The organism is Methanobrevibacter sp. (genome assembly GCF_045126245.1).
Classification (GTDB): Archaea; Methanobacteriota; Methanobacteria; order Methanobacteriales; family Methanobacteriaceae; genus Methanocatella.
In genome coordinates, this window is sequence record NZ_JBGVOG010000047.1 from 1 (window position 1) to 12,117 (window position 12,117).

Below are 12,117 nucleotides of genomic sequence, written 5' to 3' on the forward strand. Positions count from 1 at the left end.
GCAATGATCTTTACATTGCCTAGCTTTCTGATTTGCTCTATGTCATCCAAATCAAGAACGTGGTCAATGCCTGATTCCAATGCTGTGGTTATCATTTCCTTTTTATCTTCCCACAATTCATCGGGAGTGCTTATCCAAGCGAATTTATTCTGCATCAAATCACCCTATTTCAAGAATTTCATAGCTTCTTCAACTTCAAGGTCATGGTGGACAACTTCAGCAATTGCCCTTGTAATTTTTCCTGGGTTTTCAGCTTGGAACAAGTTACGTCCGAACGCTACACCTGCACCGCCGACTTCAAGTGAATCCTTTACCATGTTCAATAAGTCTTCATCGGTGTCTACTTTAGGACCCCCTGCAATTACAACAGGTACAATTGCCCCTTCAACAACTTCCCTGAATGAATCAGGATCTCCTGTGTAATTGGTTTTGACAATATCCACTCCAAGTTCGGATCCTACACGTGCAGCATGTTTTACGAATTCCACATCATGTTCGTTTTCCACTTTTTGACCTCTTGGGTACATCATTGCCAAAAGAGGCATTCCCCAGTAGTCACAGGTTTCAGCTATTGCTCCCAATTCCTGCAGCATTTGACTTTCAGTTTCACTACCTAGGTTTACATGAATTGATACTGCATCAGCACCAAGCTGAATTGCCTTTTCAACGCTTGTTACTGTCACTTTGTCATTTGGATCAGGTGCAAGGGAAGTACTTGCTGACAAGTGGACAATCAAACCTATGTCATCACCGTAACCACGGTGCCCTTGCTTTACAATACCTTTATGCATCAGGATTGCATCTGCTCCTCCTTGGGAGATTTCTTCTACTGTTTCATCCATATCAATAATTCCCGGAATAGGACCGCTTGATACACCATGGTCCATCGGTGCAATAACGGTTCTTCCAGTATTTCTGTTGATGATTCTTTCTAAACGAATCTTTTTACCTATCATTATATTAACCTCATTAAGACTTATGAATTATATTTTTCTTTATTAACATATATAATATTAATTGTGTAAAACTAGACAATCATTTAAAAAATATTCATTAAAAATCTTAAAATAATTAAAATTTTATATTAAAAAATAAACAATTTATGAAAATTAATATCAAAATATGGCTATTTGCTACAAAATACCTATTTTTTTTAAAAATAATATATGAAACATTTTTAAAATCAATATTTAGATTAAAAAAATAATTTAATTAAGTTAAATTAATATTTAGACATGAAATAAGTTAAAAATAAATAATTTAACAATTTAAATTGATTTTTATGGAAATCAAATACATTAAAGAAAATTATTATTTTGAAACATTAAGTGAAAAGCATGATTTGGATAATCTTGATTGTGGTGATAATGATTTGAATGACTTTTTGAAAAATGATGCTTTAATTCAACTATTTTTTAAGGGATGGAGTCCACAGGTCAAATTCCTTAATCAGAGGAGGAATTCCCGAATCATGATAAGTTTCAAGATAACCATCTTCACAGATTATCTCCTCGCCGCTGCCTTTTGCCGAGTTGAAAAATTCCAAAATCCCCCTGTTGCGTATTACGGTGTGCTTTGGCTTGAATGTTGAAGACCATATATAAAATACCTTAAAAACAGTGTCAGGATGGTATCCTCCTCCCAAATCAATTGCCAGCACATCACATGATTGGATAATTTTAAATGTTTCGCCCAAAACCTCATGCAAACGCACATCTCCGGAAATGAACTTAACATTATCAAATTTAACCATTTCATCTACTGCCTCAGGAGAATTATCAATGGCAATTATATTGCAGTCCTCCGCAAGCAATTTGGTAGTGCCTCCAAGATGGCATCCGAGTTCTATTACATCATCTCCAGAATTTACCAAATCAAGAAGATCTCTGCGATAATTTTCAATATCATAACTAAGTTTAATCATAAACGATACCAATGTTGTTGAGTTTATCTATATGTAAGTCTTTGATGCCCAAGTTTTTGAATGCATCTTCATTATATGCAAAAGCAAATGCAGTATTTCCAAGCATGGCCATGGAACTGCCTAAAATATCACTAGAAGAATTAAAATAATCAATTATATTTTCAACCTCCTCAGACATTAAATTTATATCATGGGAAAATCTGTTAGAAAATGACAAGAAGTTCTCCAAAGTAGGCTCGCTTTCAAAAAGTTCCAGATATTTAATACCTGCCTCGGAAATCACCCTTTTGAAATTACTGTCATTGATAATTTCAGACGTATCTATTTTTCCAAATGTCTTATACGCGACATATACGTCATGCTCGAATGATTTGATTTCACCAATGCCCGGAGCTCCCGGTTGTGTCCTTAAGACCAAACCTCTGCCAGTCTGTGCAATAACATCTCCCAAACCTGAACCCAAATTGATTTCCGCCCTATGAGCTATTTGACCACATAACTCCTTGGAATATCCGAGATTTAAAAATTCGTTGATTGCCATAGTCAGGCTCAATGCGGATGCCGCCGAAGTTCCAAAACCTGCACCAATCGGAAGGGAAATGTCCTGGGCAATCTTAAAATCAGTATCAACATCCAGGATATCAAGAACTTCACTGATTACTGTATCATCACCCTTATTGACATCTATGATTAGCTTATCTGCAGGGGAAATTGTGGTTTTGACGCCCTTTGAAAGAAGAAATCCTGCACCGCAAGATCCGTTTTTCAGATTGATTTCATGGTTTTCAATGTTGAAAAAACCTGTAATGTGTCCCGGCACAAAAACTGAATTACTCATGATAAAAGATATTGACTTTAAATTAATTAAAATTTTTGAAACAAAAACATAAGAAAAATATTTCCAGAAAATATCTTAAAAAAAAAAGAAAAAAATAGAGAAATTAATCTCTAATTAAATTTTGCATTTATTTAGCTAAAATATATCTTGTTGGATACTTTGACATCCTCATATTCTGCTGTTATGTCATACAATAAACATAATATTATATTATTTAAATTTTCAGGAATACAAAACAATTTATATGAATTCATATTCCGTAATGTAATATATACCGGCCATCAAATATAAACTTTTTTAAATTTAATGACAGCGAAAAAATAAAAGGACTATAAAAATTTTTATTAAATTAAAAATTTTATATAAAATTGCTATGAATAATAGATAAAATTTCAAAATTTATATAATAATATTAAACTAATTAAAATCCATGACCATTATGAAATTTACAATAGATTTTTTTAATTATTAGAATGAAAAAATTTTAAATTTTTTATATAACATTCAATTATTTTAAAAAAAAATGTATAATTTACATCATGATTTATCAATATCCATATTCTGACTAAAAAAAATAATAATTAAATAAAAGAACTTTTCATTCTTTTATCCAGGATTCAACTGTATCCTTTACATCATATACATTAGCACCAGGAATGGAAAGTCCATTTTCAATTTCAGCACCGGAGCATAATTTTGCCAAATCCCTTTTACTGGAACCGAAGCCTGAACCTTCATGTGTAACGAAAGGCTTTACTGTTTTGCCTGAAAAATCCAGTTTTTCAAGCTGTGTCCACATAGGCATCGGAAGTGTTCCCCACCAGTTTGGAAAACCTATATAGATTGTATCATAAGCAGAAATATCTTCCAAAGACTCCTTGATTTCAGGCCTTGCATCGTTTTGCTGTTCCTTTTTGGCAACGTCAATGCATTCCATATAATCTTCAGGATATTCTACTGCAGGTTCAACTTTGAACAAATCTGCACCAGTAAATTCCTGAATGTACTCAGCAATCACTTCAGTGTTTCCTTTCTCTATGTTTTTAAGTACTCCTCCGAAGTAATTTTCACCGCTTCTTGAAAAATAAATTACCAAATCAGACATTATATTACCCCTATTATATAATTTAATAAAAACTTAATATATAAATGTTGCCAATTACAACAATTAACTTTAAAAATAAAAAAAAAGAAAAGAAATGGCTAAACCTATTCCTTAATAGATCTAGCGAGTTCAGCACCTTTTTCGAATGCTTCAGCCAAAACATCCTCATCAGGTACAAACAAAACATCCATAGTATCTGTTACAGTAAATCCTGCTTTTTCAAGGTCATCCTGGAGTTTTTTAACAGCTCCTCCACCCCATCCTTTGGATGAGAATATCAAAGCGTTTTTCTCACTGCCGGTTCCCTTGAAGTTGACACAGTCAAGCCAGTACATCATGTTACCGATTCTTGGAAATGCCTTGTTCATCATTGTAGGAGCACCTAGTGCAATGGCTTTTGAGTCAAGAATATCTGTAATCACATCATCAGGTCCGTCTTCCTGCATAAAGTACATTACAACTTCAACATCCTCACTCATTATTCCTTCAGCGATTTGGAAAGCTAGTTTTTCAGTTGAGTGGTGCATAGTATCATAAATTACAGTAATCTTATCCTTGCAGACGCCGGATCCCCATTCTGTGTATTTTTCTACAATAGGTGCAGGGTTTTTCCAGATTTGACCGTGACATGGTGCAATCATTTTAATATCATTAATCAAACCGGTGTCTGTCAATTCCTGTAATTTCATCCTTAGCATCGGTGAACCTAATGTTACAAGGTTTGCATAGTATTTTTGAGCTTCCCTCAATAGGTATTCAACATTATAATCTTCATCAAATCTTTTTGAACGTGCCACATGCTGACCGAATGCGTCATTTGAAAACAATATGCCATCCTCAGCCAATAAAGTGAACATGCTGTCAGGCCAGTGAAGCATAGGTGCAGATACAAACTTCAAGGTTCTGCCACCAATATCCAATTCGTCACCTGTTTGAACAGCATTGATTTCCAAATCAGAAAAGTTATGATATTGAGCTTCTAGGAATTTGATACAATTAGCGGAAGCATATATTTCTGCATCAGGGTTGTATTTAGCAATAGTTTCTCTTAAAAATGTTGAATGGTCCATTTCAGAGTGGTTTTGAACAAATACATCAATTTTAAATTCTTTTCCTTCCTGTTCAAAAGCATCCTTTACTCTTGCATCGAACTGCTCGAACATTCCTCTGTAAACATTATCGATTAATACAGTTTTTTCTTCACCAAATACTAAATAAGCATTATATGTGGTTCCCGGAATTCCGTATCCATGAAAAGTTCTACTATTCCAATGAATTACTCCAACCCAGTAAACACCATCAGCTATTTTTACTGCTTTTGCTTTCATTTTAATAACCTCAAATAATTTAAGTTATATAAATTTATATTCTAGCTAATATATAAAATATTATAGTTATAATTAAGGGGAAATGTTTAAATGAAAAGAATCGATTTACATATGCACAGTTTATTCAGTGACGGGGAACTTTTGCCTTCCGAACTTGCAAGAAGGGCTTTAAAATTGAACCATGAAGCAATTGCAATTACAGATCATGTTGACTGGTCAAACGTAGATACAATTCCAGCCATTCAGGATGCCATTGACGACATCAATGCCAACTGGGACATTACCGTTGTCTTAGGTGCTGAAGTAACCCATGCCCCATGCGAATCCATTGACGGAATAGCTGCAAGGGCAAAGGAGTTAGGTGCAAAAATAGTTGTTGTTCATGGTGAAACATTAAACGAGCCTGTGACACCTGGAACAAACAGGGCCGCTGTTGAATCCGAACATGTTGATATTTTAGGCCACCCAGGCTTAATCACAATTGAAGAGGCGGAAATTGCAAAGGAAAATGATATCTATCTGGAAATATCAGCCCGTCAGGGCCATTGTCTCGGAAACGGACACGTTGCAAACGTGGCCCGTGAAGTTGGAAATAAATTATTGGTAAATACCGACACTCACTCTCCAGATAACCTCATAACCTTTGAAAAATCATATGAAATTGCTTTGGGTGCCGGTTTGAGTGAAGAAGAAGTAAAGAAAGCTATTGTGGATAATCCTCGCGAACTTCTTAAGAATAAAGGCATATTATGAAGGCATCCAAATTATTGAATATTATTCGTCAAAACTTAAAGGACTATCCCATAGATTACCTGAAAAACAAGGCAGTTGATGATAGATACAGGGACCCCTTAGTTAAAAAACTTGCAAAATATAACTCTTCAGTGTATGATGAGATATATGAGGCCGATATTGAAGATGATTTTGAAATTAAAGACAAAATCATCAAAAATATCCAGTCAGATATTGGATTTTATTTCGACAGATATGCTCCTGGTGATGAGGAAACCCGTGAATTTACAAAATACATTTCATTATACCTTGTACTGATTGCCAAAAAGCCACTGCATCCATTTAGCGAAAACAGCAGGGATGATGTCTACTTCTTTAATGGAGATTATTATTGTAAAGGACGTGCAAGATACATTCATGATAAAAAATCACTGTGCAGATACTGCATTTGTAAAAATGTGAGCTTTTCTGGAATGTTTTAAAAATTAAAATATAAATTATTTTTTTGTAAGAATTAAAAAAAAAGATTATAAAGTTATTTTAAAACTTTATAAGTCAAAATCAAATCCTTATCAAGATTATATGAATCAATAAGTTCCAGTTTTGTTGCCAAATCCATCAATGGATATCCGTCACCATCAAATAATGTCTTTGCATTTGCTCCTCCGACGACCATTGGCGCAACGCATAGTCTTATCTCATCAATCAAACCTGCCTTTATCATGGAAAAGTTAAGAGTAGCTCCCCCTTCAAGCATCAGTTTATTGATTCCCTCTTCATGCAGGTAATTCATCAATGCAACAAGGTCTACCCGCTTATCACCACTCCAAAAGAAGTTGACACCCCTTTTTGTGAAAGTTTGATATCTGTCAGATACAATGAAGTCATATTTGTATTCGTTTGCACCTGCAATAATCGTCTTTGCATCCTTGTTTGTGATTCTTGCAGCGATTGGGGTTCTGCATCTGCTGTCTACAACCACCCTTACGGGATTGTCTTCTGGATCGGCATCAACCTTGTGAACTGTAAGCCTCGGATCGTCTGCAAGCACGGTTCCGATTCCTACCATGATGGCATCACATTCGCGTCTCAGCTCATGAACCCTTTTGAGATCTTCAGGTCCTGAAATGTTTGAGCTTCCGGTTTCTGTCGCTATCTTTCCGTCAAGTGTCATTGCCGCACTAAGTATTACATAAGGTTTCATTATTTCACCTAAATATGATAAAACATCTCTTTGATTTGTAGGAAATTCATTAAAGTCTGGTTTTCAAGCATTCCAGGCATTATCAAAGCAACTAAAATACCTATGATACCAAATACAATGCCAATACCCCAAATAATTCTTACTGCATCCTTTTCAGCAATCGGTTTTCTTAAGATTAATCTGATTAATGATTTGAATCCTGTTTCCGGTCTGACCAGTTTACCTTCATCGTTCAGTTGTGTTGGTTTTTGTTGGGAACGATTCATTACACCTGCTGAATAGAACTTTAAGGCAGCGTCAATAATGTTCGGCATCAAAACAATCAGAGCAATCAGTTTTACCCTTCCGATAAATGCGATTGATACAATTGCCGCTCCGATAATCAGTGTCCCTGTATCTCCTGGGAAAATCTTTGCAGGGTATCTGTTAAAGTATAAAAACGCAACAAGAGCACCCAACATACTCATGGAAATGATTGTTACATCATATTTCCCCAAAATTATGCATGCTATTGTAAGGGAAGTCATAGAAATAATGCCCAAACCGGATTCAATTCCATTCAAACCTGCCAACATATTGGTTAGATTAGATCCTATTGACAGTGCAATAGGAATTGTTATCAGGTACAAGATTCCTACATTACTTGGTGCCGCCCAAATCAATGGAAGACCTGCCAAAAACAATAGGAAAAACTTTTCCTTTGAAGAGAGTGCAAGCAAATCATCAACTATTCCGATAATGCCCACAAGCAGGATTACAATTAAAACAACACATAACGGATATGCCAAAATATCGTGCATGTATATTCCTGAAAATATTCCAATGATAAATCCGAAGAGGATACCGAATCCTCCCATTTCAGCCACAATCGGTTTCCATGACTTGTGAATATCTTTTCCAACAATGTTTGCATTTTCTAATTTCTTAATTATCCTTGGCATTGAAAATCTGGTTACAAAAAATGAAAGTAACCCACAGATTATTGCAATTGCGTATAACGGAAGTTGCGGAAGAATCATCATAGTATCACTTCTTATTTAAAATATAATAAACACTTCTTAACGGAATATCCAATTTCTGAGAGATTTCCTTTGCAGAGAAACCCTCATCTTTAAGAATCCTCACCTCAGAGTGATTATTTTTTCTTTTATAATTATCAAATCTTATATCCTCTTTATTTTTTCTGAGCAAATAATAAACGCGATTGATGTTAATGTCTAATTTCCTTGAAATTTCACGAGCTGTCAAACCTTTTTTTGCCAAATTCAAAACTGTCTTCTCAATGCCGTTTGTTCTGCTTTTAGCTCCCCAGTTATATTCCTTATTGACTTCAATATCCAGCTGCTGCAATGCACCGATATAGTTTTTGGAGGTTCTATTATAAACGCTTGGGGAACATGTAATCTCAGACAAATTCGGATATTTGTCTATCAAATCCACAATCATGGCTGATGACAGCACTTTGGTTACATGAATTTTTGTTACGCTCTCGTCCATAATATCACTATTTCTTTATCAAATCAAGGAATTTTTTGGATTTATCGCTTTTTGGATTTTTGATATTGTCAATATTCTTGATTTCTTTTTTAATCTTGGATTCATTAATGTTGAATGCATTGCTTATCTCTTCAAGTTCAATGTCTGAATTTTCATATATCAATCCTGCACCCAACGCCACATGGTTGAACTTGATATTAGAATTTTTAATCTGCTTTTCAAATTTGAACTTCTCATATAAAAGCAGATCCATTTCATAAACTGGAATAATCTTGATGTCTGTAAAATCATTTAAAATTTCAATGACTTTAGTATATGTTGTCTGGAAAACCTTACGCTGTTCACGGTCAAGCTCAACACGAATGTATGGAAATGGTCCCGAATCGATTCTGCGGGAATTGAATGATGTTGTCATATAATATCTGAATATGTCCCATATGATTAAGGCAGATGAAATGTTTACAAAAGTGCTTCTGTAAATATTGTCCCTTACCTTCAAATCCCTCTTCAGGGCCCTCTTCATGTTTCCGAATTTATCCAGATAATTCAGTTCTTTAAGTTTATTGTTGATTTGGGCTTTTCTCCAGGCCTCAATTGCATCAACATCATATCTGTCAATGAATTCCGGAGACTGATTTTCAAACTCGCTGATTATATCATCATAATTATTTATTCTTTTAAAATCGGACAATCTTCTCTTTAAGATATCATCCTTGATGTTTAAAATAATATTTTCGCAATACCTGACATACGCGATGGCCAGAGCAGTTCTTGCATGCTTATCATCAATAATGGCAGGTTTGGTTCTGTGGAACCTTAACGCTTCGATTCTAACTCGAGGCCCGTATATCCTTCTTACTTCCTCTTCATAATTTGCGACATATTCAGAATCCAAAGTGATGTTTTTTCGAATTATCCTGTTGTTTTCATCTTTAAATCTGATAACAAGGGAAATCGTTTTTACGACACCCTTACGTTCCTGCTTTAAAATGGCCAATACCCTTTTGAGAGCTTCCCTCCCATAACTGGAAAAGTTGCTCATCAAAACCATATAATTGCCCGAAAGCGGCAGGAATGGAATTATTTCAATCCTGTGTGTTGCCCCTTTATTGATTTTAAAAGTAAAAGATTTGCAGCCGCAGCTGCATTTTGAACCTGTTTTTTTGTATTCTTCAATTGAATATTTCTTATAGCAGGAATCACACTTCACATATCCGAACTGCTTAAGATTGCCGATTGCAATCTTGTGTGAATCGATAGCGGACTTGACCCTATCGAGAATATTCTTTTTGGCATTTGCCTTCATTCTGAATATCTGATTGTGACGGCTGTTTTCACCCACCTCATCTAGAGTTACCTCAGATACTGCTTTGGTTCCATAACGGCTTAAGGATGTGAATGGGGTAGTGTATCCCTGAGCATCCATATCATCCTTCAGTTTTTGCAAATGGTTTAATCTGTCATCTAGCTTAAAATAAAGACTTTTGAAATCATCAAAGTCATCAATATTATCTAAGCTGATTGAATCGTTTGATATTTCTCTTAGGTATTTCTCGGCTTTATTTACCAGGACAGATTCTTCCATACTAATCAGATTTTATTGAATTCTCTCACCGATTTCAGCATTTTCATCAGGAGATAACAATGCACCGCTTTCTCCTGTTGCCAAAATCATTCCTTCGGATAGTGTTCCGAATAATTTAGCAGGTTGCAGATTTGCTACAACACAAACTTTCCTGTCAATCAATTCTTCAGAAGAGTAGAATTTTGCAAGTCCCGCAACTATTTGTCTTGGTTTTTCCTCCCCTATGTTGACCTGTAACTTTAATAATTTGTCGGATTTTTCAATCTTTTCGGCTTCAATTACCTGACCTATCTTAATTACTACTTCATCAAAATCATCTATGCTAATTAAATCACTCATATTTTCATCCTCATTACTTTGTTTTAAATTTTCCTGCAATTTCGCCTTCTCGGCTTCGATTACATCATCATCAATCTTTTTAAATAACGGTTTTGCCTTGTTGATTTCATGACCTTCTGCCAAAAAGACACCTGCATCTTTCCACTCATCCAAGTTTTCCAAATTCATGATTTTGGCTATCGCATCAGCTTTTGTTGGCAGGAATGGTTTTAATGTGTAAGCCAATGTTTTGGCCAATTGATTTGATAAGTAAAGACAATTTGCCGCTTTTTGAGGGTCTTCTTTTACAGCTTTCCATGGCTCTTGGTCATTGAAATACTTGTTTCCTTTTTTGGCAACCTTGAATATTTCAAGCAAACCTTCCCTGAATTCAAAATTGGAGATACATTCGCCTGCTTTTTGAGGCAGTTCCACTATAGCTTTCTTGAATTCTTCATCTTCTGAGGAAGGATTTTTATATTCGGGAATCTTATTGTCAAAATACTTGCGGGTAAAGGTAAATGTTCTGTGAAGGAAGTTTCCGATTACGTCAGCCAATTCATCATTGTTTCTTCTCTGGAAATCATCCCATGAAAAGTCAGAATCCTTATTTAAAGGAGCGTTGATTGTCAGGTAATACCTAAGCAAATCAGGGTCATAATCCTTTACAAAATCAGCTATCCATATAACCCAGTTTTTACTTGTTGACATCTTTTCACCTTCAAGAGACAGGAATTCACCGGCATAAATCATATCCGGCAATTTGCAGCCATATGCCTTTAACAATCCAGGCCAGAATATTGAATGGTGGTAGATGATGTCCTTTCCTATGAAGTGAACTACAAAGTCATTCCAATATTCCTCCCATTTCTTTCCGGATTGGGCTGACCATTGTGAAGCTGAGGATATATAACCCAGGAATGCTTCAATCCATACGTACAGTACCTTGCCTTTTGCTTCATCTAAAGGAACCGGAATACCCCAATCCATATCCCTTGTCAAAATCCAGTCGTTCAAACCGTCCTTCAGCCAGTTGGTTGCATAATTTTTCACGTTGGCCGGAAGGTTTTCATTGTTTGAAATATAATCCATCAGGTCATCTTCAAACTCGGACAATTTGAATGCGTACTGGAATGTGTCCTTGATTATCGGAGTTGTTCCGCAGGTAATGCAGTGAGGCTCATCAAGTTCTGTCGGATCAAGGGCCTTACCACATTTTTCACAGTGGTCTCCGCGAGCTTCAGATCCACAGACAGGACATAATCCCTCAACATACCTATCAGGAAGGAACTTGTTACAGTTCGGACAATACAACTGTTGGATATCTTCCCTGTAGATAAATCCGTTATCGTATAAATCCTTAAAGAAGTTTTTAGCTATTTCGTAGTGAACATCATCAGTGGTTCTTGTGAAATTGTCCAATGAGATATTCATTGATTCCACATCACGAACAATCATATCATGATAACGTTTAGAAATTTCAATCGGTTTTTTATTTTCCTTATCAGCCTTTACTGCAATTGGAGTTCCATGCTCATCGGTAGCGCAAACCATCAGCACATCATTGCCAACCATCCTATTATACC

At 35.5% G+C, this 12,117-nt stretch carries 13 protein-coding genes; 2 read left to right on the forward strand and 11 right to left on the reverse strand.

From position 1 onward, the window contains the following. The 6 genes from ACJMLZ_RS03700 to ACJMLZ_RS03725 form a co-directional block, all read right to left on the reverse strand. The coding region (locus ACJMLZ_RS03700; protein ID WP_405304021.1) for a 3-dehydroquinate synthase II at positions 1–155 on the reverse strand (155 nt) is incomplete at its 3' end. 9 nt (positions 156–164) lie between these two features. Beyond that, a complete protein-coding gene (locus ACJMLZ_RS03705) occupies positions 165–959 on the reverse strand; it encodes a 2-amino-3,7-dideoxy-D-threo-hept-6-ulosonate synthase (RefSeq protein ID WP_405304022.1) in 795 nt (264 codons plus the stop codon). Between the two features lie 449 nt (positions 960–1,408). Then, the gene (locus ACJMLZ_RS03710) at positions 1,409–1,924 is read right to left on the reverse strand and encodes a class I SAM-dependent methyltransferase (RefSeq protein WP_405304011.1); all 516 of its coding nucleotides are present in this window, start codon (positions 1,922–1,924) and stop codon (positions 1,409–1,411) included. After that, positions 1,917–2,762 carry a pantoate kinase gene (locus tag ACJMLZ_RS03715; protein ID WP_405304012.1) on the reverse strand — a complete coding sequence of 282 codons (846 nt, stop codon included), beginning with the start codon at positions 2,760–2,762 and terminating at the stop codon, positions 1,917–1,919. Before ACJMLZ_RS03715 ends, ACJMLZ_RS03710 begins: the two co-directional genes overlap by 8 nt. Positions 2,763–3,360: 598 nt before the next feature. Next, entirely contained in the window at positions 3,361–3,870 is a 510-nt protein-coding gene (locus ACJMLZ_RS03720) for a flavodoxin (protein WP_405304023.1), read from the reverse strand. Between the two features lie 101 nt (positions 3,871–3,971). Beyond that, complete coding sequence (locus ACJMLZ_RS03725; protein WP_405304013.1) at positions 3,972–5,195, reverse strand: FprA family A-type flavoprotein; 1,224 nt, start codon at positions 5,193–5,195, stop codon at positions 3,972–3,974. A 90-nt stretch (positions 5,196–5,285) separates the two neighbouring features. On the opposite strand from ACJMLZ_RS03725, the gene ACJMLZ_RS03730 reads away from it, so the two are divergent. Beyond that, complete coding sequence (locus ACJMLZ_RS03730; RefSeq protein WP_405304014.1) at positions 5,286–5,948, forward strand: histidinol phosphate phosphatase domain-containing protein; 663 nt, start codon at positions 5,286–5,288, stop codon at positions 5,946–5,948. Next, positions 5,945–6,409, forward strand: a complete 465-nt coding sequence (locus tag ACJMLZ_RS03735) for a DUF2115 family protein (protein WP_405304015.1) — start codon at positions 5,945–5,947, stop codon at positions 6,407–6,409. The genes ACJMLZ_RS03730 and ACJMLZ_RS03735 overlap by 4 nt, the downstream gene beginning before the upstream one ends. A gap of 53 nt (positions 6,410–6,462) precedes the next feature. Here the strand turns inward: ACJMLZ_RS03735 and ACJMLZ_RS03740 are convergent, their stop codons facing one another. From ACJMLZ_RS03740 to metG, 5 genes are all read right to left on the reverse strand, one after another. Beyond that, complete coding sequence (locus ACJMLZ_RS03740; protein ID WP_405304016.1) at positions 6,463–7,131, reverse strand: 2,5-diamino-6-(ribosylamino)-4(3H)-pyrimidinone 5'-phosphate reductase; 669 nt, start codon at positions 7,129–7,131, stop codon at positions 6,463–6,465. Positions 7,132–7,139: 8 nt separating this feature from the next. Next, positions 7,140–8,153, reverse strand: coding sequence for an MraY family glycosyltransferase (locus ACJMLZ_RS03745; protein WP_405304017.1), 1,014 nt, complete (start codon positions 8,151–8,153; stop codon positions 7,140–7,142). Between the two features lie 4 nt (positions 8,154–8,157). Further along, positions 8,158–8,628, reverse strand: a complete 471-nt coding sequence (locus ACJMLZ_RS03750) for a hypothetical protein (protein WP_405304018.1) — start codon at positions 8,626–8,628, stop codon at positions 8,158–8,160. Positions 8,629–8,635: 7 nt separating this feature from the next. After that, positions 8,636–10,213, reverse strand: a complete 1,578-nt coding sequence (locus ACJMLZ_RS03755) for a DUF530 domain-containing protein (RefSeq protein ID WP_405304019.1) — start codon at positions 10,211–10,213, stop codon at positions 8,636–8,638. Between the two features lie 12 nt (positions 10,214–10,225). After that, positions 10,226–12,117: methionine--tRNA ligase (gene metG, locus ACJMLZ_RS03760; protein WP_405304020.1), on the reverse strand; the 1,892-nt coding region annotated here is incomplete at its 5' end.

Excerpts from the sequence above, each read along its gene's own strand:
- ACJMLZ_RS03710 (WP_405304011.1), bottom strand. The coding sequence starts at position 1,924 with ATGATTAAACTTAGTTATGATATTGAAAATTATCGCAGAGATCTTCTT.
- ACJMLZ_RS03715 (WP_405304012.1), bottom strand. The coding sequence starts at position 2,762 with ATGAGTAATTCAGTTTTTGTGCCGGGACACATTACAGGTTTTTTCAAC.
- ACJMLZ_RS03725 (WP_405304013.1), bottom strand. The coding sequence starts at position 5,195 with ATGAAAGCAAAAGCAGTAAAAATAGCTGATGGTGTTTACTGGGTTGGA.
- ACJMLZ_RS03730 (WP_405304014.1), top strand. The coding sequence starts at position 5,286 with ATGAAAAGAATCGATTTACATATGCACAGTTTATTCAGTGACGGGGAA.
- ACJMLZ_RS03735 (WP_405304015.1), top strand. The coding sequence starts at position 5,945 with ATGAAGGCATCCAAATTATTGAATATTATTCGTCAAAACTTAAAGGAC.
- ACJMLZ_RS03740 (WP_405304016.1), bottom strand. The coding sequence starts at position 7,131 with ATGAAACCTTATGTAATACTTAGTGCGGCAATGACACTTGACGGAAAG.
- ACJMLZ_RS03745 (WP_405304017.1), bottom strand. The coding sequence starts at position 8,153 with ATGATGATTCTTCCGCAACTTCCGTTATACGCAATTGCAATAATCTGT.
- ACJMLZ_RS03750 (WP_405304018.1), bottom strand. The coding sequence starts at position 8,628 with ATGGACGAGAGCGTAACAAAAATTCATGTAACCAAAGTGCTGTCATCA.
- ACJMLZ_RS03755 (WP_405304019.1), bottom strand. The coding sequence starts at position 10,213 with ATGGAAGAATCTGTCCTGGTAAATAAAGCCGAGAAATACCTAAGAGAA.